At 72.2% G+C, this 26,440-nt stretch carries 24 protein-coding genes; 15 read left to right on the top strand and 9 right to left on the bottom strand.

Annotation, left to right across the window (positions count from 1 at the left end; all coding sequences use genetic code 11):
* The first annotated feature begins 84 nt into the window (after positions 1–84).
* From KUM38_RS36650 to KUM38_RS36640, 3 genes are all read left to right on the top strand, one after another.
* The gene (locus tag KUM38_RS36650; RefSeq protein ID WP_217136223.1) at positions 85–1,542 is read left to right on the top strand and encodes an alkaline phosphatase PhoX; all 1,458 of its coding nucleotides are present in this window, start codon (positions 85–87) and stop codon (positions 1,540–1,542) included.
* A gap of 475 nt (positions 1,543–2,017) precedes the next feature.
* Entirely contained in the window at positions 2,018–3,601 is a 1,584-nt protein-coding gene (locus KUM38_RS36645; protein ID WP_217136221.1) for a TROVE domain-containing protein, read from the top strand.
* Between the two features lie 80 nt (positions 3,602–3,681).
* On the top strand, positions 3,682–4,236 hold the full coding sequence (locus tag KUM38_RS36640) for a TetR/AcrR family transcriptional regulator (RefSeq protein WP_217136219.1): 555 nt from the start codon (positions 3,682–3,684) through the stop codon (positions 4,234–4,236).
* 52 nt (positions 4,237–4,288) lie between these two features.
* Here the strand turns inward: KUM38_RS36640 and KUM38_RS36635 are convergent, their stop codons facing one another.
* The 8 genes from KUM38_RS36635 to KUM38_RS36600 form a co-directional block, all read right to left on the bottom strand.
* Complete coding sequence (locus tag KUM38_RS36635) at positions 4,289–5,479, bottom strand: TerD family protein (protein ID WP_217136835.1); 1,191 nt, start codon at positions 5,477–5,479, stop codon at positions 4,289–4,291.
* Between the two features lie 142 nt (positions 5,480–5,621).
* Positions 5,622–5,846: a hypothetical protein gene (locus tag KUM38_RS36630; RefSeq protein WP_217136218.1), complete on the bottom strand. Its 225-nt coding sequence runs from the start codon at positions 5,844–5,846 to the stop codon at positions 5,622–5,624.
* A 148-nt stretch (positions 5,847–5,994) separates the two neighbouring features.
* Complete coding sequence (locus KUM38_RS36625; protein ID WP_217136214.1) at positions 5,995–6,984, bottom strand: zinc-dependent alcohol dehydrogenase family protein; 990 nt, start codon at positions 6,982–6,984, stop codon at positions 5,995–5,997.
* Complete coding sequence (locus KUM38_RS36620) at positions 6,981–7,832, bottom strand: carbohydrate ABC transporter permease (RefSeq protein WP_217136212.1); 852 nt, start codon at positions 7,830–7,832, stop codon at positions 6,981–6,983. Before KUM38_RS36620 ends, KUM38_RS36625 begins: the two co-directional genes overlap by 4 nt.
* A complete protein-coding gene (locus KUM38_RS36615; protein WP_217136210.1) occupies positions 7,829–8,770 on the bottom strand; it encodes a carbohydrate ABC transporter permease in 942 nt (313 codons plus the stop codon). Before KUM38_RS36615 ends, KUM38_RS36620 begins: the two co-directional genes overlap by 4 nt.
* Positions 8,767–10,140 carry a sugar ABC transporter substrate-binding protein gene (locus KUM38_RS36610; RefSeq protein ID WP_217136208.1) on the bottom strand — a complete coding sequence of 458 codons (1,374 nt, stop codon included), beginning with the start codon at positions 10,138–10,140 and terminating at the stop codon, positions 8,767–8,769. The genes KUM38_RS36615 and KUM38_RS36610 overlap by 4 nt, the downstream gene beginning before the upstream one ends.
* A gap of 88 nt (positions 10,141–10,228) precedes the next feature.
* A complete protein-coding gene (locus KUM38_RS36605) occupies positions 10,229–10,999 on the bottom strand; it encodes a DeoR/GlpR family DNA-binding transcription regulator (RefSeq protein WP_217136206.1) in 771 nt (256 codons plus the stop codon).
* A 277-nt stretch (positions 11,000–11,276) separates the two neighbouring features.
* Complete coding sequence (locus tag KUM38_RS36600; protein WP_217136204.1) at positions 11,277–12,086, bottom strand: NAD(P)-dependent oxidoreductase; 810 nt, start codon at positions 12,084–12,086, stop codon at positions 11,277–11,279.
* A gap of 242 nt (positions 12,087–12,328) precedes the next feature.
* On the opposite strand from KUM38_RS36600, the gene KUM38_RS36595 reads away from it, so the two are divergent.
* The gene (locus tag KUM38_RS36595) at positions 12,329–13,270 is read left to right on the top strand and encodes a 5-dehydro-4-deoxyglucarate dehydratase (protein ID WP_217136202.1); all 942 of its coding nucleotides are present in this window, start codon (positions 12,329–12,331) and stop codon (positions 13,268–13,270) included.
* Positions 13,267–14,430: a hypothetical protein gene (locus tag KUM38_RS36590; RefSeq protein WP_217136200.1), complete on the top strand. Its 1,164-nt coding sequence runs from the start codon at positions 13,267–13,269 to the stop codon at positions 14,428–14,430. Before KUM38_RS36595 ends, KUM38_RS36590 begins: the two co-directional genes overlap by 4 nt.
* A 303-nt stretch (positions 14,431–14,733) precedes the next feature.
* Here the strand turns inward: KUM38_RS36590 and KUM38_RS36585 are convergent, their stop codons facing one another.
* Entirely contained in the window at positions 14,734–15,933 is a 1,200-nt protein-coding gene (locus tag KUM38_RS36585) for an MFS transporter (RefSeq protein WP_217136198.1), read from the bottom strand.
* A 132-nt stretch (positions 15,934–16,065) separates the two neighbouring features.
* Here KUM38_RS36585 and KUM38_RS36580 point away from each other — a divergent pair, with 132 nt between their 5' ends.
* The 10 genes from KUM38_RS36580 (at position 16,066) to KUM38_RS36535 (ending at position 26,433) form a co-directional block, all read left to right on the top strand.
* The gene (locus KUM38_RS36580) at positions 16,066–16,698 is read left to right on the top strand and encodes a TIGR03086 family metal-binding protein (RefSeq protein ID WP_217136197.1); all 633 of its coding nucleotides are present in this window, start codon (positions 16,066–16,068) and stop codon (positions 16,696–16,698) included.
* A 41-nt stretch (positions 16,699–16,739) separates the two neighbouring features.
* Positions 16,740–17,498, top strand: a complete 759-nt coding sequence (locus KUM38_RS36575) for an MBL fold metallo-hydrolase (protein ID WP_217136194.1) — start codon at positions 16,740–16,742, stop codon at positions 17,496–17,498.
* Between the two features lie 145 nt (positions 17,499–17,643).
* Positions 17,644–18,330, top strand: coding sequence for a GntR family transcriptional regulator (locus KUM38_RS36570; protein WP_217136193.1), 687 nt, complete (start codon positions 17,644–17,646; stop codon positions 18,328–18,330).
* Positions 18,327–19,235 carry a dihydrodipicolinate synthase family protein gene (locus KUM38_RS36565; protein WP_217136191.1) on the top strand — a complete coding sequence of 303 codons (909 nt, stop codon included), beginning with the start codon at positions 18,327–18,329 and terminating at the stop codon, positions 19,233–19,235. Before KUM38_RS36570 ends, KUM38_RS36565 begins: the two co-directional genes overlap by 4 nt.
* Entirely contained in the window at positions 19,232–20,953 is a 1,722-nt protein-coding gene (gene araD, locus KUM38_RS36560) for an L-arabinonate dehydratase (protein WP_217136189.1), read from the top strand. The genes KUM38_RS36565 and araD overlap by 4 nt, the downstream gene beginning before the upstream one ends.
* 96 nt (positions 20,954–21,049) lie before the next feature.
* Positions 21,050–21,982, top strand: coding sequence for a carbohydrate ABC transporter permease (locus KUM38_RS36555; protein WP_217136187.1), 933 nt, complete (start codon positions 21,050–21,052; stop codon positions 21,980–21,982).
* Positions 21,979–22,875, top strand: a complete 897-nt coding sequence (locus tag KUM38_RS36550) for a carbohydrate ABC transporter permease (protein WP_217136185.1) — start codon at positions 21,979–21,981, stop codon at positions 22,873–22,875. The genes KUM38_RS36555 and KUM38_RS36550 overlap by 4 nt, the downstream gene beginning before the upstream one ends.
* On the top strand, positions 22,872–24,065 hold the full coding sequence (locus KUM38_RS36545; protein ID WP_217136183.1) for a Gfo/Idh/MocA family protein: 1,194 nt from the start codon (positions 22,872–22,874) through the stop codon (positions 24,063–24,065). Before KUM38_RS36550 ends, KUM38_RS36545 begins: the two co-directional genes overlap by 4 nt.
* Positions 24,062–24,907 carry a PmoA family protein gene (locus KUM38_RS36540; protein WP_217136181.1) on the top strand — a complete coding sequence of 282 codons (846 nt, stop codon included), beginning with the start codon at positions 24,062–24,064 and terminating at the stop codon, positions 24,905–24,907. Before KUM38_RS36545 ends, KUM38_RS36540 begins: the two co-directional genes overlap by 4 nt.
* Complete coding sequence (locus KUM38_RS36535) at positions 24,904–26,433, top strand: glycoside hydrolase 43 family protein (protein WP_217136179.1); 1,530 nt, start codon at positions 24,904–24,906, stop codon at positions 26,431–26,433. Before KUM38_RS36540 ends, KUM38_RS36535 begins: the two co-directional genes overlap by 4 nt.
* Positions 26,434–26,440 lie beyond the last annotated feature (7 nt).

The raw sequence follows: 26,440 nt of genomic DNA, 5'->3' as shown, positions 1-26,440 counted from the left end.
ACCGGCGTTCAGGCATGGGCGGGAGCGTGGCGGGCGCACGAGGTCCGCCACCCTCCACGGCCCAGCCACGTCACAGGAGACAGCATGTCGCTCACCCGCAGGGACTTCGCCAGAACGTCCGCGATCGCCGGCGCCGGTGTCGCGCTGGCGGGCAGTGTGGCCGCCCTCGCCTCCGCGCCCCACGCCCTCGCGACCGCCGACACCGAGAGCGCGGACGAAGGCGCCGGGGAAGCGGCGGAGCGGCACGGCGGGGTCGGGTACGGACCGCTCGTCGCGGACCCGGACGGACTCCTCGCCCTGCCCGCCGGGTTCACCTACCGCGTCCTCACCCACACTGGTAAGACCCGGCTGGAGTCGGGCGAGTTCACGCCCGCCGAGCACGACGGCACGGCCGCCTTCCCCGGCCCGCGCGGCAGCACCCTCCTGGTCAACAACCACGAGATGGACGGCCCGCGCGACGAGGTCGAGTTCCCCGTCCCGCTCACCGAGGGCCTCGTCTACGACCCGGCCGCACCCGGCGGCTGCACCGTCGTCGAGGTGCGCCCCGACGGCAGCGTCGCCGAGTGGGTCGGCATCGCCGGCACCGCCAACAACTGCGCCGGCGGCAGCACCCCCTGGGGCACCTGGCTCACCTGCGAGGAGAACTCCGACCGGGCCGGCGAGAACGGCATGACCAAGGACCACGGCTACGTCTTCGAGGTCGACCCCGCCGACCGGCGCGCCAACCGCGACCCCAAGCCGCTGAAGTTCTTCGGCCGTTACGACCACGAGGCCGTCGTCATCGACACCAAGCGCGGCCACGCCTACCTCACCGAGGACGCCGACGAGCCCAACGGCCTCTTCTACCGCTGGACCCCGCCGGAGGGCTTCCGCTACGGCCCCGGCACCCTCCGCACCCTCGCCGACGACGCCGGTGTCCTCCAGGCGCCCAAGTGCTACGACTCCGGCGGCCGGTACGTCGACGACCTCTCCCGCGCCACGAAGACCGGCACGGTGTACGGCGTCGACTGGGTGGACGTACCCGACCGCGACGCGCGGACCGTCGACGTGCGCGAGCAGTTCGCGGAGGGCGAGGTCACCCGCGCCCGCAAGCTGGAGGGCATGTGGTGGGGCGACGGCGGGGCCTACATCGTCTCCTCGTACGCCCGTGAGGAGAGCCCCGTCCAGCACGACGGCCAGGTCTGGTTCTACGACCCCAGGCGCCGCACGCTGACCCTGAAGGTCCTGCTCGGCGTCAACCGGGACCCGTCCAGGGACGGCGCCTTCGACGGTCCGGACAACATCACCGTCTCGCCGTACGGCGGCCTGATCATCGCCGAGAACGGCGAGGGCGTGCAGCACCTGTTCGGCGCCACCGACAGCGGACGCACCTACCCCATCGCCCGCAACGAACTCAACATCGGCACCGAGGACGAGCCGGAGTTCAGCGAATTCACCGGCGTCACCTTCTCGCCCGACGGGAAGACCCTGTACGCCAACATCCAGGAACCCGGCATCATGCTCGCCATCACGGGTCCGTGGAAGCGGCAGAAGCGCCGGTGATTAATTCGCTCGCCCGGCCGAGGACCGCCCGCTTAGAGTGATGCACGTCCAGGTGCGAAGGCAGGACCTACTTCCACTCATAATGGGGCGGTCACGGGTTCGAGTCCCGTCACCGGCACAACGCGCCGGTGTAGCTCAGGGGTTAGAGCACCTTGTCGGTTCCGCCGGCCTTGATCTCTGGACACCACAACTTCATGCACCTCCCGGTGCGCGGGCGACGGCTCCTTCGTTGTGATCGAATCCAGGCCGCCGCCGACTTGATCTCGGGGGGTGCGGCATTTGGTGGGTGCCCGGTGCGCAGGCAGCGGATACTTCTTTGATCGGAGAGTTGCGGGTTCGAGTCCCGTCATCGACTTCGGGTCGATGTAGCTCAAAAGGCAGAGCATCCGAATGTTCCCGTCGCCGGTTCCGACCTCGGGCACCCTCCTTTGTCGCGCCTCCCTCCGAAAAGGACTTGGATTCGGGGGAATTCACCATGGCGCGATTCAACACCCGGGCCGCCAGGGCGCAGCCGGCGTCGCGCGTGACGTCGACCGGCCGCGTGCTGCGTACCCACGAGGGCGGCCGAGGCCGCGAGCGGGAGCCGCGCTCCGAACTCTTCCTGCTCGCCGTCTCCAATTTCGTGACGCAGCAGGCCTTCTACGAGACCGGCGACGACCGTGACGACCGGTTCGCGAAGCTCGTGCGCGAGCTCGCCGTGAGCGACCCGTCCTGGACGGCCGGGCTGCTCGGCTGGCTGCGCGGCGAGGGCAACCTGCGGACCGCGTCGATCGTGGGCGCCGCCGAGTACGTCAAGGCCCGCCTGGACGCCGGCGCGACCGGCGGTCCGTCGAACCGGCAGGTCGTGGACTCCGTACTGCGGCGCCCCGACGAGCCCGGCGAACTGCTCGCCTACTGGACCGCCCGGTACGGGCGCGCCGTCCCCAAGCCCGTCAAGCGCGGTCTCGCCGACGCCGTCCGGCGGCTCTACGGCGGCAAGGCCCTGCTGAAGTACGACACCGCGTCCAAGGGCTACCGCTTCGGCGACGTCCTCAACCTGGTGCACGCGGCCCCCGACCCGGACAAGCCGTGGCAGGGAGAGCTGTTCCGGTACGCCCTCGACCGCCGGCACCACCCGGACACCGCGGTGCCGCCCGCCTCGAACCGTGTCCTCACCGCGCACCGCGAGCTGATGGCGCTGCCCGTCGAGGAGCGGCGCGCGGTCGTCACGGCACCCGACGGGGCCGAGCGGCTCGCCGCCGCGGGCCTCACCTGGGAGGCGCTGGCGGGCTGGCTGCAGGGGCCGATGGACAAGGCGGCCTGGGAGGCCGTGATCCCGTCCATGGGCACGATGGCATTGATCCGGAATCTGCGGAACTTCGACGAGGCCGGGGTCTCCGACGAGGTCGCCGCGCGGGTCGCCGCCCGCATCGCCGACCCGGCGGAGGTCGCGAAGTCCCGGCAGTTCCCCTTCCGGTACCTCGCCGCGTACCGGCACGCGCCGTCGCTGCGCTGGTCGTACCCACTGGAGCAGGCGCTCGGCCACTCGCTGGCCCATGTGCCCGCGCTGCCCGGCCGCACCCTGGTGCTCGTCGACCGCTCCGGCTCGATGTTCTACTCGCGGATGTCGGACCGCTCCGAGCTCACCTGCGCGGACGCGGCGGCGGTCTTCGGCACGGCGCTCGCGCTGCGGGCCGGGAAGGCGGACCTCGTCGAGTTCGGCTCGACGAACAGGCCGGTGCCGTTCCGCCGGGGCGAGTCGGTGCTGAAGATCCTCGGCCGGTTCGGCAACCTCGGCGGCACCGACACCACCGAGGCGGTGCGCCGGCACTACCAGGGGCACGACCGCGTGCTGATCGTCACCGACGAGCAGTACACCCACAGCCACCACGGCGACCCGACCGAGCAGGTCCCGGCCGATGTCCCGGTCTACACCTGGAACCTCGCCGGACACCGCGCGGGCCACGGCCCGTCGGGCACGGCGAACCGGCACACCTTCGGGGGCCTCACGGACGCGGCTTTCCGGATGGTTCCGCTGCTCGAGGCCGGCCGGGACGCCGACTGGCCGTGGGCCGCGTGAGGCGGTGCTCCGTTCCGGGTCCCTCCCCGCTGCCCGCTCGGTAGGGTACGGGGAGGGTTCCCGGGGGTGAGGAGTGGGTGATGGCGCAGGTCAGGTCCATGCGCGCGGACGCCCGCCGCAATCGCGAGCTGCTGCTCCAGGCCGCGGTGGAAGCGTTCGCCGCGCACGGTGAGGGCGCCTCGCTCGACGACATCGCCAAGCGGGCGGGCGTCGGTTCCGGCACGCTCTACCGGCATTTCCCGACCCGTCAGGCGCTGCTGGAGGCCGCCTACGTCGACCGCATCGAGTCGATCGCGGCCCGCGCCGCCGAACTGGCCGGGCGGCTGCCGCCGGGCGAGGCACTGGTGGAGTGGCTGAACGAACTCGGCGCCGGGATGCTCCGGCTCCGGGGGCTGCGGGCGCTGCTGGGCGCCGCCGTCGGGGACGGCGGCACGGAGTGCTGCGATCCGCTGAAGGGCGCGGTGGACCGGCTGGTCGGGGCGGCGCGGGAGGCGGGAGCGCTGCGGCGCGACGTCGAGCCCGTCGATGTGCTGCGGCTGGCCCACGGAGTGGCGACGGCCTCGGAGCTGGCGGGCGGGGAGGGCACGCAGATCCGCCGCTATCTGGGGCTGCTGATGGAGGGGCTGCGGGCTTAGGGCCTGTCCGGGCGCCCCCTGGGCGGGGGCGCCCGACGGCTCGTCCGCGTGGTTACAGCGCCTGGCCGGCCGGCTTCACCATCCCCCGTACCGTGCGGGACTTCACGAAGTCGCCCATCGCGGTCATCTCCCACTCGCCGGAGTACTGCCGGATCAGCTTCGCCATCATCACGCCCGTCTGCGGTTCGGCGCTGGTGAGGTCGAAACGGACCAGTTCCTCGCCGGTGGTGGCGTCCAGGAGACGGCAGTACGCCTTGGCGACCTCGGTGAACTTCTGGCCGGAGAAGGAGTTGACCGTGAAGACCAGGCCCGAGACCTCCTGGGGGAGGCGTCCGAGGTCCACGGTGATCACCTCGTCGTCGCCGCCGCCCTCGCCGGTGAGGTTGTCACCGGAGTGCCGGATCGCGCCGTTCACGATCTGCAGCTTGCCGAAGTAGCAGCTGTCGATGTGGTTGCGCTGCGGGCCGTAGGCGATGACCGAGGCGTCGAGGTCGATGTCCTTGCCGCGGTAGGCCGGTTCCCAGCCGAGGCCCATCTTGACCTGGGAGAGCAGCGGGCGGCCGCCCTTCATCAGGGAGACGGTCTGGTTCTTCTGGAGGCTGACCCGGCCCTTGTCCAGGTTGATCTTCCCGGTGCCGGGGGCGGCGGCGGGCGGTGCCGGGGGCGCGGGCTGGGCGGCGGGGGCCGCGGCCGGCACGGGGGGCGCCTGCGGGGTGGCCGGCTGGGCGGCGGGGGCGGCGGGGGCGGCGGGTTCCTCGACCGTGACGCCGAAGTCGGTGGCGATGCCGGCCAGGCCGTTGGCGTAGCCCTGGCCGACGGCGCGGGCCTTCCAGGCGCCGTTGCGCAGGTAGATCTCGACGACCACCAGTGCCGTCTCGGCGCCGAGGGCCGGGGGTGTGAAGGTGGCGAGGACCGTGTTGTCGTCCGCGTTGCGGATGGTGGCGGTCGGTTCGATGCCCTGGAAGGTCTGGCCGGCGGCGTCGGGGCTGGCGGTGACGACGATCTTCTCGATGCCGGGGGGTACGGCCGTGGTGTCGACCGTGATGGCGTCGGGGGCGGTGCCGCCGCCGGACCGGTAGGTCACGCCGGGGCCGGCGGGCTGGTTGTAGAAGATGAAGTCGTCGTCGGAGCGCACCTTGCCGTCGGCGGTGAGCAGCAGGCCCGATACGTCGAGCCGCACGGGGGCGGCGACGTCCACCGTCACGCGGACGGTGGGAAGAGGGATGTTCGAGCCGGGGGTCATAGCGGTCATGCCGGGTGAACGAGCGGGGCGGTTTTGCCGTTCCCTTACCTGTCGTCCGATCGGGCCGTGGGGTCTCCGTTGTCGCCGTCGCAGTCCTTTCGCCCGTGGACCGTCGTTCGGCGCGGTCGGTTCCCCGCCCGGCTCAGCGCCGGTTGCGGGGGTGGTCGCGGGCGGAGCGTTCGTTGCCGCGCTTGTGGTTCCCGGTCCAGCGGGCCATGACGAGCTGGGGGTCGGAAACGGTGGTGACCTCGGTGAGGAAGCGGGTGGCCCGGTCGCCCCGGAGGGTGGTCGCGGGGCGGTCGCGGTGGGTGACACGGACGGTTCCGGTGGCGTGGGCCTCGTAGGCGAAGCCGCTGGGTCTGGGCATGCCGGGGATGGTACGGAAGGGAGGGCGGGGGCGCCCAGGGGGTTTCGTCCCTGGGCGCCCCCGCCCTCCCCTCGTTCCCGGCTTCGCTCGAGCGGGGCCCGGCGTCCCGGGGCGCTGTCCCGCACCCCCTGCCGGCGTTCGGGAAACGTCAGGGCACGACCACGATCTTCCGGCCCACGCCCGCCGCGAACTGCTCCAGCGCCTGCGGGTACCGGTCCAGCGGGAGGCGGTCGCTGATGAAGACGTCCGGGTCCAGGACACCCCCCGCGAAGAGCTCCGCCGCCCGCTCGTAGCTGTGCAGGACGGCCATCGAGCCGGTGATGGTGATCTCCTGGTTGTAGATCCGGTACGGATCGATCGTCACCCGCGTCGCGTAGTCGGCCACCCCGAACTGGAGGAACGTACCGGCCTTGGCCACCCGGTCCAGGCCGTCCTGGATCGCCGCCGCGTTGCCCGTCGCGTCGATGACGAGGTCCCAGCCCTGGGGACGGTCGAGTTCGTCGGGGTTCGCCGCCGACGCGGACACGCCCAGCGCCCGCGCCGTCTCCAGCCGCGCCGGATTCAGGTCCACCATGTCCACACTCGCCGCACCGGTCCGCTTCGCCAGCTCCAGCATCATCAGGCCCATGGTCCCGGACCCGTAGATCAGCACATGGGCGCCGAGACGGGACTGGAGCACGTCGTAGCCGCGCACCGCGCAGGACAGCGGCTCGATCAGCGCCGCGTCCTGGGTGCGGACGTGCTCGGGGAGCCTGACGCAGTTCGCCACCGGCGCCACGGCGTACTGGGCCGCGCCACCCGCCGTGGTGACGCCGATCGCCGCCCAGCGTTCGCAGAGGTTGTTGTGGCCGTTCCGGCAGTAGCGGCACTCGTAGCAGTACAGGGAGGGGTCCACGGCCACCCGGTCGCCGAGCGACACCTCCGTGACCTGCGCGCCGACGCCGACCACCTCGCCGGCGAACTCGTGCCCCGGCACGATCGGCAGCTTCGGCGCGAACTCGCCCTGGAGGATGTGCAGGTCCGTGCCGCACAGTCCGCAGGCGGCGACCTCGACGACGACGTCGCGCGGCCCTGGCGTCGGGTCCGGGACCTCGGTGACGACGGCCTTGCCCACGGACTCGATGACGGCGGCCTTCATTTCACTGCTCCCAACGACAGGCCCTGGACGAGTTTGTCCTGGGCGGCGAACCCCGCGGCGAGCACCGGCAGGGAGATGACGAGCGACGCGGCGCACACCTTGGCCAGGAACAGGCCCTGGCTGGTGATGAAGCCGGTCAGGAAGACGGGGGCGGTCTCGGCGACCACGCCCGTCAGGACCCGGGCGAACAGCAGTTCGTTCCAGCTGAAGATGAAGCAGATGAGGGAGGTCGCCGCGATGCCGGGGAGCGCGATGGGCGCGACCACCCGGGCCAGGACCGTCGGCAGCTTCGCGCCGTCCACCCGCGCGGCCTCGATGATCGCGACCGGCACCTCGGCGAGGAAGGACTGCATCATCCACACCGCGATCGGCAGGTTCATGGAGGTGTAGAGGATGACCAGCAGCCAGATGTTGTCCAGCAGGTCCGTGTTCTTGGCGAACAGGTAGATCGGCAGCAGGCCGGCCACGACGGGCAGCATCTTGGTGGAGAGGAAGAAGAAGAGGACGTCCGTCCACTTCTTCACCGGGCGGATGGACAGGGCGTAGGCCGCGGGCAGGGCCAGCAGCAGGACCAGGAGCGTCGAGGCGACGGACGCGACCGTGGAGTTGATCAGGGCCGGCCAGGGGCTCGCGCCGCCGCCCGCGCCGAAGAACTCGCGGTAGCCGTCGAGGGTGAGGGCGGCGGTGAAGGACGGCGGGTTGGTGGCCGCGTCCGCCTCGGAGTGGAAGGACGTCAGCGCCATCCAGGCGATGGGCAGGAAGAACACGATGCCGGCCAGCCAGGCGACCAGGCCGAGACCCGCTCCGCCGCGGAACCGGCCGCCGGTGCGTACGGTGGTGCTGCTCATGCGCGGGACACCTCCTCGCGGAACAGGGACGACACCACGCGCAGGGCGAAGGTCGCGATGATGATCGAGCCGATGACGACCAGGACGCCGGCGGCCGAGGCGAGGCCGTTCTCGTGGGCCTGGTAGAAGGTCTGGTAGACGGTGTAGGGCAGGTTGGCGGTGCCCAGGCCGCCGGACGTGATGGTGAAGACCGCGTCGAAGTTCTGCACGATGTAGATCGAGCCGAGCAGGGCGCCCAGTTCGAGGTAGCGGCGCAGGTGGGGCAGGGTGAGGTGGACGAAGATCTGCCAGTCGCCCGCGCCGTCGACGCGGGCGGCCTCGATCTGCTGCTGGTCCCGGCTCTGCAGTCCGGCGAGCAGGATCAGCATCATGAACGGGGTCCACTGCCACACCAGTGAGGCCTCGACGGCGAGCAGCGGGGTGTTGGAGACCCAGTCGGGCTGGGGGCCGCCGACGTAGTGCAGCAGGCCGTTGAGGAGTCCGTACTCGGGGTTGTAGAGGACGTGCTTCCACAGCAGGGCCGCCGCCACCGGGACCACCAGGAACGGGGCGATCAGCAGGGTGCGGACGATGCCCCGGCCGCGGAACCTCCGGTCCAGCAGGAGGGCGAGGAGCAGCCCGAGGACCAGGCTGGCGAGCACGACGGCGACGGTCAGCAGGATCGTCGTCCAGACCGACTTGCGCAGGGCCGCGTCGGTGAGCACCTCCTGGTAGTTCTCGAAGCCGGCGAAGTGACGGGCGTCGGGATAGAGGGAGTTCCAGTCGAAGAAGGAGATCACCAGCGTCGCCACGAAGGGCAGCTGGGTCACCGCGATCATGAAGATCAGGGCGGGCAGCAGCGGGGCCCGGGTGGCCCAGGCGCGCAGCCGGGCGGAGGGCGGGCGAGGGGCGGAGCGTGTCCTGGGTGCGGCCGTGGGGGCCGTTGTCGTGGCGGTCATCGGCCCTCGTACTCCTCGGAGATCTCTTCGGCGAGCTGCTGGGACTTCTTCAGGGCCGACTCGACGGACTGGCGTCCGGCGATGGCCGCGCTGATCTCCTGGGAGACCTTGGTGCCGAGGTCGGTGAACTCGGGGATGCCGACGAACTGGATGCCGGGCGCCGGACGGGGCTGTACGCCGGGGTCGTCGGGCCGGGCCTGCTCGATGGCCTCCTTGGTCATCTCCTGGAAGGCGGCGGCCTCCGCGCGGTAGGCGGGGTTGGCGTAGGTGGAGGCGCGCTTGCCGGCCGGGACGTTGGACCAGCCGATCTCGTCGCCGACCAGCTGCTCGTACTCCTTGCCGGAGGCCCAGGAGACGAACTTCCAGGCGTTGTCGGGGTTGCGGGAGGCGTGCTGGATGCCCCAGGCCCAGGTGTAGAGCCAGCCGGAGGACTCGGTCTTCTCGACGGGCGCGGGGGCGTAGCCGACCTTGCCCTTGACGGGGGACCCGGCGGCCTCCAGGGAGCCGGCCGCGGAGGTGGCGTCGTACCACATGGCGACCTTGCCCTGGGTCATGTTGTTCAGGCACTCGGCGAAGCCGGCCTGGGGTGCGCCGGACTCGCCGTGCTCGCGCACCAGGCCGACGTAGAACTCCACGGCCTCCTTCCACTCGGGGGAGTCGAGCCGGGCCTTCCAGTCCTTGTCGAACCAGGTGCCGCCGAAGGTGTTGACCACGGTGGTCAGCGGCGCCATGACCTCGCCCCAGCCGGGCAGTCCGCGCAGGCAGATGCCCTTCATGCCCGGCTCGGCGCCGTCGAGTGCGGCGGCGAGGTCGGCCACCTGCCGCCAGGTGGGCTCGGCGGGCATGGTCAGGCCCTCCTTCTCGAAGACGTCCTTGCGGTACATCAGGAAGGACGACTCGCCGTAGAAGGGCTGGCCGTAGAGCTTGCCGTCGTCGCCGGTGAGGGACTGGCGCATCGGCCCCAGCACGTCCTGCTCGTCGTAGGCGCCGTCCTTCGCGACGTACGGGTCCATCTCGCGCAGCCAGCCGTTGCGGGCGTAGATGGGGATCTCGTAGTTGGACAGGGTGGCCACGTCGTACTGGCCGGCCTGGTTGGCGAAGTCCTGGCTGATCTTGTCGCGGACGTCGTTCTCCGGCAGCACGGTGAAGTTGACCTTGATGCCGGTGTCCTCGGTGAAGTGGTCCGCGGTCAGCTTCTGCAACTCGACCATCTGCGGGTTGTTGACCATCAGGACGTTGATGGAGTCACCGCCGGATCCGGCCCCGCCCGCTCCGACCCAGCAGCCGGAGAGCAGCGGGGCGAGCAGCGTCCCTGCGGCGACCGCGGCGAGTGTGGCTCGCGGCGGCCTCCGTCGGCTCTGGGTTCGCATGGATCGCTCCTGGACGTATAGGGAGGTAACGGGCGCGACCTGGTGCGGATCGGCCCGATGGGGACGTGGAACGGTGTGCTGATGTGGTTCAGACCCGGATGACCTGCGGGCCGAGCAGGGAGTAGCGATGGGCCTCGGCCGCCGGGAGCAGGGTGCTCGTGACGATCGCCTCCAGCGCGCCGACCTCGGCGAACCGGCAGAAGCTGACCGCCCCGAACTTGGTGTGGACGCCGGCGAACACCACCCGGCGGGAGGCCCGGACCGCCTGCGCCTTGACCTCGCCGACCGCCGGGTCGGGCGTGGTCAGTCCGTGTTCGCGGGAGATCCCGTTGGCGCCGATGAACGCCAGGTCGATGACGAAACCGGAGAGCATCCTCGTCGTCCAGTGGTCGACGGTGGCGAGGGTTCCGGAGCGGACCCGGCCGCCGAGCAGCAGGACGGACGTGGTGCCGGTCCCCGCGAGCGCGCCCGCGACCGGCAGGGAGGCGGTGACCACGGTGAGCGGCCGGTCGGTGGGCAGGGCCTCGGCGATGAGCTGGGGGGTGAAGCCCTCGTCGACGAAGACCGTCTCGGCGTCCCCGAGCAGCTCGGCCGCGGCGGCCGCGACCCTGCGCTTCTCGGGGACGTGGCTGGTGGCGCGGAAGGCGAGCGTCGTCTCGAAGCCGGCGCTCTCCACGGGATAGGCGCCGCCGTGGGTGCGGCGCACCAGACCGTGGTCCTCCAGGGCGCGCAGATCCCGTCGTACGGTCTCCTTCGCCACGCCCAGGTCGGCGGCGAGCGCGCTGACGTCGACCGAGCCGGTGGTGCGCGCCACCCGTACGATCTCCCGCTGGCGCTCTTCGGCCGTCCTGTTGCTCATGGCCGGACTCCCGCTTCCTGATCTCGCTGCCCGTTCGGGCCCGGTGGGACCCATGCAGGAAGTTGTACAGCGGGCTTCCGGCGCTGACCAGGTCTGCTTCGGGCCCGTTCCTGCCCGGTTGTGCCCGTTCGGCTCGCCTCGTGCCCGGCTCGGACCTGGGAGGGCGCGGGGGAACGGGTGGGAGCGGGCAGCGCGGATGCCCGCATGCGGCGGCGGGCGGGCCCGTTCGGTGCCCGCCCGCCGTGGGATGCGTCGATTTCCCGCCCGATTCCTGCCGTCAGTACGGCCAGACGGGCGGGTCGGTGACGAAGTGGCCGCCCAGGCGGGCGTGCGCCGGGTTGTCCGGGTCCAGCTCGCCCTGCTCGGCGATCAGCTTCTCGGCGTACGGCTCGGAGTCGTCCTGCGGGTCGTAGCCGAGCGCCCGCGCGGAGGTGAGGTCCCACCACAGCCGGGTGTTGGCGGAGGAGCCGTGGACGACGGTGTGGCCGACGTTCTCGGCGGTCAGGGCGGCGTGGAAGAGGCGGGCGCCGTCGGCGGGGCTCATCCACACCGAGAGCATCCGCACGCTGGTCGGCTCGGGGAAGCAGGAGCCGATGCGCACGGAGACGGTCTCGACGCCGTGCTTGTCCCAGTAGAGCTGGGCGAGGTCCTCGCCGAAGCACTTGGACAGGCCGTAGAAGGTGTCGGGGCGGCGCGGGGTGTCGACCGGGATGAGGGGGTCGTCGCCCTGCGGGCGCGGGGTGTAGCCGACGGCGTGGTTGGAGGAGGCGAAGACGACGCGGCCGACGCCCTCCTCGCGGGCGGCCTCGTACAGGTTGTACGTGCCCTCGATGTTGGCCTTCAGGATCTTCTCGAACGAGGCTTCCAGGGAGATGCCCGCGAGGTGGATGATCGCGTCGACGCCGCGGACCGCCTCGCGCACGGCGTCCTGGTCGGCGAGGTCCGCGACGATCGCGTCCGGTTCGCCGTCGACGGGGCGCAGGTCGAGCAGGCGCAGGTCGTAACCGTGGTCCGGGAGCAGGCCCCGCATCAGCGTGCCGAGGCCGCCGGCGGCGCCGGTGAGCAGAACGGTGCGGGGAGCGGGCATCCTCGGGTCTCCTTGCATCGCCGACCGTGTCACCCTTACACATGGGCGCACGATGTTCATATTCTTGGACACGCTAAGGAGGTGGGGCGCGGCGCGTCAAGTATTCCGCGACTTCCCGCGGAACGGAAGAATTCGCTGGTGTGTGGCGGGTTGCAGCGCTTGACCGGGGTCCCTGGGGCGTCTTAGCGTGAACATGTTCAGGAATATGGACGTGAATCAGAAATGTGGACCTGGGAGAGCTTGTGACGTCAGCCCCTCTCGCCGCCCGACTCGGTGTCCCCAGCGGGCCGCTGTTCTTCCCGGTCACCGCCTACGGACCGGACGGCTCCGTCGACCTCGACACCTACCGGCTCCACGTGCGGCGCGGGGTGGAGGCCGGGGCCGCCGCCGTGTTCGCCTGCTGCGGCACCGGTGAGTTCCACGCGCTGACGCCGGAGGAGTTCGAGCTGTGCGTGACGGCGGCCGTGGAGGCCACCGAGGGGCGCGTCCCGGTGGTCGCGGGCGCCGGGTACGGCACCGCGCTCGCGGTCCGCTACGCCCGCCTCGCCGAGCGCGCCGGGGCCGACGGGCTGCTCGCGATGCCGCCGTACCTGGTCAAGGCCGCGCAGGAGGGACTGCTGCGGCACTACCGGCAGATGGCCGCCGCGACCTCCCTGCCGGTCATCGTCTACCAGCGCGACAACGCCGTCTTCACCCCCGAGACCGTCGTCGGACTCGCCCGCACCGAGGGGATCGTCGGCTTCAAGGACGGCCTCGGCGACCTCGACCTGATGCAGCGGATCGTCAGCGCCGTACGCGCCGAGGACCCCGGTGACTTCCTGTACTTCAACGGGCTGCCGACCGCCGAACTGACCCAGCCCGCCTACGGCGGCATCGGCATCACCCTCTACTCGTCCGCGGTGTTCTGCTTCGCGCCCGAGATCGCCCTCGCCTGCCACACGGCCTTCCGCACCGGCGACACGGACACCGCGCACCGCCTGATCGACGGCTTCTACCGGCCGTTCGTCGAACTGCGCGCCCAGGGCAGCGGCTACGCCGTCTCCCTCGTCAAGGCCGGCGTACGCCTGCGCGGCCTCGACGTGGGGGAGGTGCGGCCGCCGCTGCACGAACCGGCCGGGGATCATGTCAAGCAGCTCGCTCGGCTGATCGAGCGGGGACACGCGCTGCTCGAGGAGGGCCGGTGAAGGCGTCGGCGTTCGTCTACCCCTGGGACGTCAACGGGGACCCGGAGGCACCCGCGCGGATCGCCGCGCTCGGCACGGCGCAGGTGACGCTCGCCTCCGCCTACCACTCCACCCGCGCGCTGACCCCGCGCCATCCGCGCCACCGCGTCGTCACCGCGGAACACGCGGCCGTGCTCTACCCGGCGGGCGACCGCTGGTCCGGCCGCGCCCTGCGCCCGTACCCGGCCGGGGACTGGGCGCCCGGCGACGCCTTCGGCGAGGCCGCCGCCGCGCTCGCGGACGCGGGCCTCCAGGTGCACACCTGGGTGGTACTGGCACACAACTCCCGCCTCGGCGCGGAGCATCCGGACACCTCGGTGGTCAACGCCTACGGCGACCGCTACCCCTGGGCGCCGTGTATCGCCCAGCCCGCCACCCGCGCGTACCTGACCGACCTGGCCGCCGAGGCGGCGGTACGGCCCGGGGCGCGCGGCACCGAGCTGGAGTCCCTCGGCTGGTACGGACTGGCCCATCTGCACGCCCACGACAAGACCGCCGGGGTCGGGCTCGGGGACGCCGGGCAGTACCTGATGTCCCTGTGCTTCTGCCCCTCCTGCCGGGAGGGGTACGGGGCCCACGACCTGGACGCCGACGAGCTCGCCGCCGCCGTGCGCGCCGCGCTGGAACCGGTGTGGCGGGGAGCGCCCTCCGACGGGGGCTGGACGGGCGTGGAGAAGCTCCTCGGCGAGGCCCCGGCGAACGCCACGCGCGCCTGGCGCGACGCGACGGCCCGCACGCTCCAGGAGGCGGCGGTCCGGGCCGTACGGGAGGCCGCGCCCGAGGGTTTCCAGGTACTGCTGCACGCGGACCCGGTGTCCTACCACTGCGGCGCCAACGCCGGCGTCGACCCGGCCCACATCCTCTCCGTCGCCGACGGCGTGGTCGTGCCCTGCACCGGAGGCGCCGGGCTGCTGACGCCGTTCGCGCGGGAAGGCCGCGAGGGCGCCGTCCTCGCGGCCAACTTCACGGTGGTCTCCGGTATGGGCGGCAGCCCCGCCACCCTCGCGGCCGACGCGGCGGAGGCCCGCCGCCTGGGCGCCACGGAACTGCGCCTGTACCACGCGGGGCTGGCGTCGGACGGGGACCTGGACGCGGTGCGGTCGGCGCTGGCCGGGCTCTGAGGAGCCGGGGGCGTGACGGTGCGGGGGCCGGGCCGGGGGTGTGTTGCGCAGCCCGGCGTTTGCGGGGTGCCTCCCCCACTCTCGACTTCTCCCCCACTCTCGACTTCGCTCGAGCGGGAGGGACCCCCATGAGCGGGAGGGACCCCCATGAGCGGGAGGTACCCCCACCGCCCACCCTCCCCCACTCTCGGCTCCGCTCGAGCGGGGGACCCCCATCGCCCTGGGGGTACCTCCCAGGCCTTTAAGGCACTGGGGGAGGCACGATTGCCCGCAGCTGCGGCGGCGCGGTTGGTCGCAGTTGTGTCATGCCGGGGTGGGGTTCGGCCGGTGGGTGAGGAGTGTTGCCGCCGTTGCCGTCAGGGCGCAGCCGAGGGCGGCCAGGAGCAGCCGGTGGCCGACGCGCTCGACCAGGGCCGCGCCCGCCGCCAGGCCGAGGACGTTCGGGGCGAACACCAGGGTGTGGGCCGTGGCGGTGACCCGGCCCAGCAGCGGTGGCGGGGTCTCGTGCTGCACGGCGGTCAGCGTGGCGATCAGCACGGCGGGCAGACCCACGCCGATCGCCGCGCTGCACGCCCACGCCAGCGGGTCGTCCGGCACCGCGCGCAGCGCCACCGCGACCGCCAGCACGGCGATGCCGTACGCCGCGAAGCGCCGGGCGCCGAAACGGCGCAGGGCCGGACCGGAGAGCAGACCGACCACCACCGACCCCGCGCCCTGGACGGCGTACAGCACACCGGCGTACGCGGGGGAGTGGCCGAGGTCCTCGACCACGGCGTAGACCAGCGCCCCGCTCACCCCCGCGCACAGCATCGTGGCGCCGCCCGCCGACACGAGCGGGCGCAGCACCGGGTGCGACCACAGGTGGCGGGCGCCCTCGGCCGTCCGCTCGCGGCGGCTGCCCGCCGGCGGCGCCGGCCGGTCCTCCCGTACGCGCAGGAACGCGTACACCACCGCGGCCAGCAGGAAGGTGACCGCGTCCAGGACGGCGACGGCCGCCCCGCCGTACGCCGCGTAGAGGCCCGCTCCGGCCAGCGGCGCCAGCAGCTTCATGCCCTCGTCGGCGGTCATCCGCAGGCCGTTGAAATCGCCGAGCAGGGAGCGGTCCACGGCGGTGGCGAGCAGCGCCGACTCGGCCGCGTCGTGGACGACACCCGCCGCGCCGTACACGAACAGCACCGCGTACAGCAGCCACAGCCCGCGCGGTGAGCCGACGGCGCAGAGGGTGAGCAGGAGCCCCGCCATGAGCAGGCTCGTGCCGATCAGCAGCGGCCTGCGGCGCACCCGGTCGGCCAGGGTGCCCAGCAGCGGGCCGGCCAGGGTGGGGGCCCACATCGCCAGCAGGCACAGGGCCGCGAGACCGTCCGAGCCGGTGAGGTCCTTCACCCACACACCCGAGGCCAGCCACAGCGCGGAGGTGCCGAAGCCGGAGACCACCACCCCGGTGAGGCAGAGGCCCGCATTGCGGTCCCGTACCACGCGGGCCACCGTCCATGTCGTCGTCATGCCTGCTCATCGTGGGCCTAAGGACCCTCCGTGGGGATCGGGCAGGTGCCTTAGAAGGAGGGCCGCCGAGCGATGAGTTCCGCGGGGCCGGCCGGTCTGTCTCCCAGGACCACCGTCAGAAGGAGCAGCCCGATGACCGACACCCCCCTCGACCTCGGACCGCAGGCCCGGATCGTGGCGCGCCTCGCCGAGGGCGTCACCGACGAACAGCTGGCGGACGGGACACCCTGTCCGCGGTACGCGGTACGAAACATGCTGGGCCACCTCCTCGGGCTGGCCGTCGCCTTCCGGGACGCGGGCCGCAAGGACCTGGGCGTCACCACGGACACCAGCCCGGACGCCGCCGTGCCCGACATCGGACCGGGCTGGCGCGAGGAGCTGCCCAAGGTGCTCGACGAGCTCGTCGAGACCTGGCGGGACCCGGCGGCCTGGACCGGCGCGACCCGCGCGGGCGGCGTGGACCTGCCGGGCGAGATCGCCGGCGCCGTCGTCACCGACGAACTGGTGATCCACGGCTGGGACCTGGCCCGCGCGACCGGACAGGCCTACGCGCCCGACCCCGTCGCGCTGGAGGCCACGCACACCTTCCTCCTGGCCGCCGCCGCCGAGGACCCCGACCGGACCGGCGGCATCTTCGGCCCCGTCGTCCCCGTCCCGCCCGACGCCCCGCTCCTGGACCGGACGGTCGGGCTGAGTGGCCGGGACCCGGGCTGGACGAGGCCCGCGCAAAGGGCGAGGCCCGCGCAAAGGGCGAGGCCCGCGTAAAGCAGGCGCGGGGGCCGGGGCGCGCCTCGTAGCCTCCCCGCATGACTTCCGATCTCACGCTCACCGTCCTCGGCACCGCCTCCCCGCACCCCGGCCCCGACCGCCCCAGCTCCGGGTACCTCCTGCGCGGTGGTGGCGCCGAGGTGTGGGTCGACGCGGGGTTCGGGACGTTCGCCGAGTTGCGGCGGCACACGGATCCGGCGCGCATCGACGCCGTATGGATCTCCCATCTGCACGCCGATCACAGCGCCGATCTGCTCGCCGCCGTGTACGGCCTCGCGTACGGCGGGCTCACCCCGCCCGCGCCGATCCCCGTCCACGCGCCGGCCGACTGCGCCCAGCGGCTCGCCGGGTTCTTCGGGCGCCCCGACGCCGGCTTCCTCGGCGGCATATTCGACTTCCGGCCCCTGCACGACGGGCAGACCGTCCGGCACGGCGGCCTGGCCCTCACCTCCACCGCGGTCGTCCACGACGTCGAGGCCTACGGGCTGCGCGCCGAGTGCGCGGGGCGGGTCCTCGCCTACTCCGGGGACAGCGGACCGTGCGACGCCCTCACCGGACTCGCCCGCGACGCCGACCTGTTCCTCTGTGAGGCGGACATCGACGAGCATCGCGAAAGCGAACGGGTCCACCTGACGCCCGAGGACGCCGGTGACGCCGCCCGGCGGGCGGGCGTGCGCGAACTCCTCGTCACCCACGTCGGTCCCACGCTCACCCCCGAGGCGGCGACCGGCCGGGCCGCATCCGTCTTCGGCGGACCCACCGCCACCGCCCGGGAGGGCCGCACATACGCCGTGTGAGGCAACGACAAGTTCCTCTGTCAGAAGCATTGACGAAACTCCGGGCCACTTCTACGGTCATCGCGTCGTACTTCGTACGTCATATATGAGACGCGATACGCGAGATCCGATACGCGAGATCCGACGCGAAATCCGAGAGGCGCGCATGACCTCTGTGCCCACGCCGATCCCCTCCCGCACGCAGTACGTGCGGGAGGAGATCAAACGCCGCATACTCACCGGCCGGTTCACACCGGGCCAGGCCCTGGTCGAGACCGACCTCGCCGCACAGTTCGGGGTGTCCAAGACCCCGGTGCGCGAGGCGCTCAAGACCCTGGCCGGCACCGGTCTGGTCGTGATGAGCCAGTACAAGGGCGTCACGGTGCGCATGGTCGACGCGGACATGGCACGCGAGGTCTACGACGTGCGGCTGCTCCTGGAACCCGAGGCGCTCAAGCGCGCCGTGCGCCGCGGCGCCTCCCTGGACGCCGCACGCGACGCGCTGACCCGCGCCGACGAGGCCGGTGACACGGCCGAACGGTCGCTCGCCAACCGCGAGTTCCACCGCGCCCTCTACGTGCCCTGCGGCAACCCGCTGCTCAGCCGGATGCTGGACGAGGTCCGCGACCAGGCCGCCCTCGTCTCGGCCGTCGCCTGGGCCGCCGACCCCTCCTGGGAACGGGAGGCGAGCGAGCACCGCGAGATCCTGCGGCTCGCGCTCGACGGTGACGCGGACGGCGCGGCCCGCGCTCTGCACTCGCACATCGCGTCGTTCGTGCGACGGGCCTTCCCCGAGGTCGAAGGGGACTTCGAGGCGGCCCCGGAAGCCCAGAAAGAGGACGGTCAGGCATGACAACGACGTTCGAGACCCAGCGGGCGGCCCTGGCCGACGTGGTGGCGATCCCGGTGACCCCGTTCGCCGAGGACGGCTCCGTCGACCCAGGCACCTACCGGGCCCTGCTGCGTCGTCTCCTCGACGGTGGCATCACGACCCTCACCCCCAACGGCAACACCGGCGAGTTCTACGCCCTGACCCCCGACGAGCGCCGGCTGGTCACCGAGCTGACCGTCGAGGAGGCCGGCGACCGCTCGGTGATCCTGGTCGGCGTGGGCCACGACGTGCCCACCGCCGTCGCCTCCGCACGGCACGCCCGGGAACTCGGCGCGCAGATGGTGATGGTGCACCAGCCCGTCCACCCCTACGTCTCGCAGAGCGGCTGGGTCGACTACCACCGCGCGATCGCCGAGGCCGTGCCCGAGCTCGGCGTCGTCCCCTACATCCGCAACGCCCAGCTCACCGGCGCCCGGCTCGCCGAACTCGCCGACGCCTGCCCCAACGTGATCGGCGTGAAGTACGCCGTGCCGGACGCGGCGAAGTTCGCCGCCTTCGCCCGCGACGCGGGACTGGAGCGGTTCGTGTGGGTCGCGGGGCTCGCCGAGCCGTACGCCCCCTCCTACTTCTCGGCCGGCGCCACCGGCTTCACCTCGGGGCTGGTCAACGTCGCCCCGTCCGTCTCGCTGAACATGATCGAGGCGCTGCGCTCCGGCGACTACCCGACCGCCATGAAGGTGTGGGAGCAGATCCGCCGCTTCGAGGAACTGCGCGCCGCCAACGGCTCCGCCAACAACGTCACCGTCGTCAAGGAGGCCCTCGCCTCCCTCGGCCTGTGCCGCCGCGAGGTCCGCCCACCGAGCAGGCCGCTGCCGGAGAGCGAGCGCGCCGAGGTCGCCGCCATCGCCGCGGGGTGGGCCATATGAAGTCCCCCGAGCAGCTCCGCAGCCACCAGTGGTACGGCACTGACGGACTGCGCTCCTTCAGCCACCGCGCCCGCACCCGCCAGCTCGGCTACCTGCCCGAGGAGCACCTGGGCAAGCCGGTCATCGCGATCCTCAACACCTGGTCCGACATCAACCCCTGCCACGTCCACCTGCGCGACCGCGCGCAGGCCGTCAAGCGGGGCGTCTGGCAGGCGGGCGGCTTCCCCCTCGAGTTCCCGGTCTCCACCCTCAGCGAGACCTTCCAGAAGCCGACCCCCATGCTCTACCGCAACCTCCTCGCCATGGAGACCGAGGAGCTGCTGCGGTCCTACCCGGTCGACGGCGCCGTGCTGATGGGCGGCTGCGACAAGTCCACGCCCGCCCTGCTGATGGGCGCCGCCAGCGCCGACCTGCCGACGGTGTTCGTGCCGGCCGGGCCCATGCTGCCCGGACACTGGCGCAACGAGGTCCTCGGTTCCGGCACCGACATGTGGAAGTACTGGGACGACAAGCGCGCCGGCCTGATCGGCGACTGCGAGATGCAGGAGCTGGAGAGCGGCCTGGCCCGCTCGCCCGGCCACTGCATGACCATGGGTACGGCGTCCACGCTGACCGCCGCCGCCGAGGCCCTCGGCGTCACGGTCCCGGGCGCGTCCAGCATCCCGGCCGTCGACTCCGGGCACGACCGGATGGCCGCCAAGGCGGGCCTGACCATCGTCGACCTGGTCCACAAGGACCGGAAACTGAGCGACATCCTCACCGCGGACGCCTTCGAGGACGCGGTGACGACCGTCCTCGGACTCGGCGGCTCCACCAACGCCGTCATCCACCTGATCGCCATGGCCGGACGCGCGGGCGTCAAGCTCACCCTCGACGACTTCGACCGCATCGCCCGCACCGTCCCGGTGCTGGCCAACGTGCGGCCCGGCGGACAGACGTACCTGATGGAGGACTTCCACTTCGCGGGCGGACTGCCCGGGTTCCTCTCCCGGATCCCGGACCTGCTCCACCTGGACCGTCCCACCGTCTGCCACGACACGATGCGCGAGCAGATCGCCGGCGCGCAGGTGCACAATGACGACGTCATCCGGCCCCGCGACAATCCGGTCGCGGACGAGGGCGGGGTCGCCGTACTGCGCGGCAACCTCTGCCCGGACGGCGCCGTCATCAAGCACATCGCCGCCGAACAGCACCTGCTGCGGCACACCGGCCGTGCCGTCGTCTTCGACGACTACAAGCAGATGCAGCGGACCATCAACGACCCGGCGTTGAACATCACCGCCGACAGCGTGCTGGTCCTGCGCAACGCCGGCCCCAAGGGCGGCCCGGGCATGCCCGAGTACGGGATGCTGCCCCTGCCCGACCACCTGCTCAAGCAGGGGGTGCGGGACATGGTGCGGATCTCCGACGCCCGCATGAGCGGGACGAGTTACGGCGCGTGCGTCCTGCACATCGCCCCCGAGTCGTACGTGGGCGGACCGCTGGCCCTGGTGCGCACCGGTGACTCGATCACCCTCGACGTCGAGAACCGGACCCTTCGGCTCGACGTCGACGACGAGGAGCTGGAGCGCCGCCGGGCGCAGTGGACGCCGCCGCCCGTGCGTTACGAGCGCGGCTACGGCGCGCTCTACAACGAGCAGATCACGCAGGCCGACACCGGCTGCGACTTCGAGTTCCTCGCCCGTCCGGGCACGGTCCAGGACCCGTACGCCGGCTGACCGGCCGCCCCTCCCGGACTCCGCACACCTACGAAGAAAGCGCTTCACCCGCTCACGCACCACACAGCACGACGTACCGAGAAACGGAGAACAGTCATGGCCCATGCCGCAGCCGTGGCGAAACCGCCCAGGCCACCCCGGCGGCGCCGTGCCTCCGCCACGCCCCGCAGGCTCCCGTACCTGCTGATCGCGCCGGCCGCCCTGCTCATGCTGGGTTTCATCGCCTACCCGGTCATCAGCGTCTTCTACTACAGCCTGCAGAACTACAACCCCACCAAGCCCTGGCGGAACGGCTACGCGGGCTTCGACAACTTCACCCACATCTTCACCGAGGACCCGCTGTTCTGGGACACCCTCGTCTTCAGCGCCAAGTGGGTCTTCGTCGAGGTCGGACTGCAACTGCTGTTCGGCCTGGCCCTCGCCCTCATCGTCAACCAGACCTTCGTCGGCCGCGCACTGGGCCGCGCCATGGTCTTCTCGCCGTGGGCCGTCTCCGGCGTGCTGACCTCCGCGATCTGGGTACTGCTCTACAACTCCCAGACGGGCATCACCCGTTACCTCGCGGACATGGGCATCGGCGACTACGGCGTCAGCTGGCTGTCGGACACCTCCACCGTCTTCCCGGCGGTGGTCGTCGCCGACCTGTGGCGCGGTGTCCCCTTCTTCGCGATCCTCATCCTCGCCGACCTCCAGTCCGTCTCGAAGGACCTCTACGAGGCCGCCGAGGTCGACGGGGCCAGCCGCATCAAGCAGTTCTGGCACATCACGCTGCCACACCTGAAGGACGCCATCATCCTGTCCACGCTGCTGCGCGCGGTGTGGGAGTTCAACAACGTCGACCTGCTCTACACGCTGACCGGCGGCGGACCCGCGGGCGAGACCACGACACTGCCGCTGTACATCGCCAACACCTCGGTGGACGCCCACAACTTCGGCTACGCGTCGGCCCTGACCACGGTCGCGTTCCTCATCCTGCTCTTCTGCTCGATGGTCTACCTGCGGCTGAGCAAGTTCGGAGGCGAGAAGTGATCACCAAGGAGGCCACCGTGGCCGCCCCTGCCCCCGCGCGCACCGCCCCCGAGCCGCCGCGGCCGAACAAGAAGCGCCGGGCCTGGGACGAGGCCCCCCGCTGGCAGATCTACCTGCCGCTGGGCATCTACCTCGTCTTCACCCTCATCCCCTTCTACTGGATCCTGCTCTTCGCGCTCCGCCCGGCCGGCTCCACCTCGCTGGTGCCCTGGCCGATGACCTTCGTCCACTTCGAGAAGGTATGGACGGACCGCAGCTTCGGCACCTTCTTCTACAACAGCGTGCTGGTCGGCGTCGCCACCCTGATCATGACGACGCTGGTCGCCCTGGCCGGCGGCTACGCCCTCGCCCGGTTCGACTTCAAGATCAAGCGGGGCTTCATGCTCGCCCTGCTCTGCTCCCAGTTCGTGCCCGGCGCGCTGCTCCTGGTCCCGCTGTTCGAGATCTTCGCCGAACTGCAGATGATCAACTCGCTCGGCAGCGTCATCATCGCCGAGACGGTCTTCCAGCTGCCGCTGTCGATCATCCTGATCAGCAACTTCATCAAGAACGTGCCGTACTCCCTGGAGGAGGCCGCCTGGGTCGACGGCTGCAACCGGTTCAAGGCCTTCCGGGTGATCGTCCTGCCGCTGCTGCGGCCCGGTCTGATCGCCGTCGGCTCCTTCGCCTTCGTCCACTCCTGGAACCACTTCCTGTTCGCCCTGATGTTCCTCAACAACCAGGAGAAGCAGACCATCCCGGTCGGCCTCAACACCCTGATGAGCGCGGACAGCGTCGACCTCGGCGCGCTCGCCGCGGGCGGCATCATCGCGGCCGTCCCCGTCGTGCTCGTCTTCGCCTTCATCCAGAAGTGGCTGATCACCGGGTTCAGCGCGGGGGCGGTGAAGGGATGACCGCACCTCGGACCGCACCCCGGACCGCGCCCGGCACCCCCCTGCCCGTCGTCCTCGCCGGCGCCCGCGGCCACGGCCGCTGGCACGTGGCGAACATCCGCCGCCTCGAAGCGGAGGGACTGCTGCGGCTCGCCGGGATCTGCGAACTCACCCCGCTCACCGAGGACGAGTTCGGCGGTGAACTCCCCGAGCAGTCCGCCGACTTCGGCGCGCTGCTGGAGTCCACCGGCGCCCGGATCGCGGTGATCTGCACCCCGATCCCGACCCACACCGACCTCGCCCTCGCGGCGGCCGAGCGGGGCGTGCACATCCTGCTGGAGAAGCCGCCGGCGCCGTCGTACGCCGAGTACCGCCGGATGGCCGACGGGGTCGCCGCGGCCGGGGTGGCCTGCCAGATCGGCTTCCAGTCGCTGGGCTCGCACGCCGTGCCCGCGATCCGCGAGCTGGTCGCCGAGGGCGCCGTCGGCCGGGTGGTGGGGATCGGCGGAGCCGGTGCCTGGGTGCGGCCCGAGGAGTACTTCCGGCGGGCGCCCTGGGCGGGCCGGCGCCGGCTGAACGGCGTCGACGTGGTCGACGGCGCGCTGACCAACCCGCTCGCCCACGCCGTCGCCACCGCCCTCGCGCTCGCCGACAGTACCCGCGCCGAGGACGTCGCCGGCATCGAGACCGAGCTGCTGCGCGCCAACGACATCGAGTCCGACGACACCTCCTGCGTACGGATCACCACCACGCGGGGCGGCTCGGTCACCGTCGCCGCGACCCTGTGCGCCGAGCGGGCCGACGAGCCGTACGTCCTGGTGCACGGCACCACCGGCCGGATCACCTTCTGGTACAAGCAGGACCGCGTCCTGCTCCAGCGCGCGGACCACGGCCCGGAGGAGACGCGGTTCGACCGGACCGACCTGCTGGAGAACCTCGTCGCCCACCTCACCGACGGCACCCCCCTGCTGGTCACCCCGGACGGGACGGGCGCCTTCATGCAGGTCGTCGAGGCGATCCGCAAGGCCCCCGACCCGGCCCCGCTGCCCGACGGAGCCTGGCGGCACGTCCCCGGTGAGAACCGACGGGTCGTGCCCGGCGTCGACGGCCTCGTCGCGGCCGCCGCCGACACCCTGTCCCTCTACTCCGAGCTGGGCGCCCCCTGGGCGCTGCCCGCCCACCACCTGCCGAAAGAGGTGAGCACCCGATGACCGGCAACGACTCCGTGGTGCTGCGCGTCGCGGGCCGGCCCGTCGGCCGGTACGTCACCCGGCCCGAACTGCCGGCCCGGCTCTCCCCGCGGCCGTACCTGCACCCCGTCACCACCCTGGCCGGCACGGCGGTCACCGAGCTGAGCCCCGCCGACCACGCACACCACCTCGGCGTCGGTGTCGCCGTTCCCGACGTCGAGGGGTTCAACTTCTGGGGCGGACGCACCTACGTCCGCGATCAGGGGCCGACCGAGCTCGACAACCACGGCTCCCAGCGGCACACCGCCTACCAGCTGCGCGACCCCGACGGGTTCGTCGAGGAGCTGCGCTGGATGGCCGCGCCGGGCGAGCTGCTGCGCGAGCGCCGCACGGTCGCCGCCACCGAACTCACCGGCGCCGCCTGGGCGCTGGACTTCACCTTCTCCCTCACCAACGTCACGAGCGCGCCGCTCTCCGTCGGCAGCCCCGCCACCAACGGCCGCCCCGGAGCCGCGTACGGCGGCTTCTTCTGGCGGGCCCGCAAGGAGGAGACGGCCCCGGACGTCTTCACCGCCTCCGCCGAGGGCGAGAGCGACGTGCACGGCCGGCCGGCCGACTGGGTCGCGCTCACCGGATCCACCTGGACGCTCGTCTTCGCGGGGGCCACCGAACAGACCAGGCGGGACCCCTGGTTCGTGCGCACCGCCGAGTACCCGGGCGTCGGCTCCTCCCTCGCCCACACCGCGCGGCTGCCGCTCCCGCCCGGGGAGACCGTGGTCCGCCGGATCGTCACCGTCGTCGCCGACGGCCGCCTCGACCGGAGCGCGGCCGCCGCCCTGGTCCGCAAGGCGGTGAGCCCGTGACCGCCGAGCAGACGGACACCGCCTACCGCAACCCGGTCCTGAACGCCGACTGGTCCGACCCGGACGTGATCCGGGTCGGCGACGACTTCTACCTGACCGCCTCCAGTTTCGGCCGCGCCCCCGGACTGCCCCTGCTGCACTCCCGCGACCTGGTCAACTGGACCCTCGTCGGCCACGCCCTCGAACGCCTGGAACCGGAAGCCGAGTTCACGACACCCCGGCACGACTGCGGGGTCTGGGCCCCGTCCCTGCGCCACCACGACGACCGGTTCTGGATCTTCTGGGGCGACCCCGACCAGGGCATCTTCCAGGTCAACGCCCCCGAGATCCGCGGCCCCTGGACCCGGCCGCTGCTGGTGAAGGCCGGCAAGGGCCTGATCGACCCGTGCCCCCTGTGGGACGACGAGACCGGCGAGGCCTACCTCGTGCACGCCTGGGCCAAGTCCCGCTCCGGCGTCAAGAACCGCCTCACCGGCCACCGGATGCACCCGCACGGCACCGAGCTCCTCGACGAGGGGAAGGTGATCGTCGACGCCGACCGCATCCCCGGCTGGTTCACCCTGGAGGGCCCCAAGCTCTACAAGCACGACGGCTGGTTCTGGATCCTCGCCCCCGCCGGGGGAGTGGAGACCGGCTGGCAGGGCGCCTTCCGCTCCCGCGCGTTCTTCGGGCCGTACGAGGAGAAGGTCGTCCTGGAGCAGAAGGACACCGACGTCAACGGCCCCCACCAGGGCGGCTGGGTGCGGACCCCGTCCGGCGAGGACTGGTTCCTGCACTTCCAGCAGCGCGGCCCGTACGGCCGTGTCGTGCACCTCCAGCCGATGAGCTGGGGGGCGGAGGGCTGGCCGGTGCTCGGGGACGACGGCGCCCCCGTCGCCGGACACCGCCGCCCGGACCTGCCGCCGCAGCCGCCCGCCGCGCCGGCCACCGACGACGACTTCCCCGGCGGACGGTTCGGCCGCCAGTGGACGTGGACCGCCAACCCGAAGGAGGGCTGGGCCACCCAGCACTCCGCCGACGGGCTGCGGCTGACCTGCGTCCGCTCCGCCGACGCGCACGACCTGCGCAGACTGCCCCACGTCCTGACCCAGCGGCTGCCCGGCGACCCGTGCACCGTCGAGGTGGAGCTGCGGCTCGACAGCGAGGAACCCGGGGCACGCGCCGGGCTCGCGGTCCTCGGGGACGCCTACCGCTGGATCGGGCTCCAGCGCGGCGCGGACGGAACGGTGCACCTGGTGCACCGGTTCGCCGAGACGGTCGCCGAGAGGGAACGCGACGCCGACCACCCGCGGCCCGCTCCCGGCGGCCGGGCCCGCCTCCGGGTCGACGTCGGCGCCGGGGCCCGCTGCCGCTTCTCCTGCGACACCGGGGACGGCTTCCGCCCCTCCGGCCAGGTCTTCGCCGCCACTCCCTGGCGCTGGGTCGGAGCCCTGCTCGGCCTGGTCGCCGTGGCACCCACCGGCCAGGGACACGCCGGTACCGCCACGTTCACCCGGTTCAGGATCAACACCCCGGCGCACGGCTGAACACCGC

The organism is Streptomyces sp. AC558_RSS880 (assembly GCF_019049255.1).
GTDB lineage: Bacteria > Actinomycetota > Actinomycetes > Streptomycetales > Streptomycetaceae > Streptomyces.
Note: the sequence above shows the minus strand (reverse complement) of the source record. Positions and strands in the feature narration are given on the sequence as shown.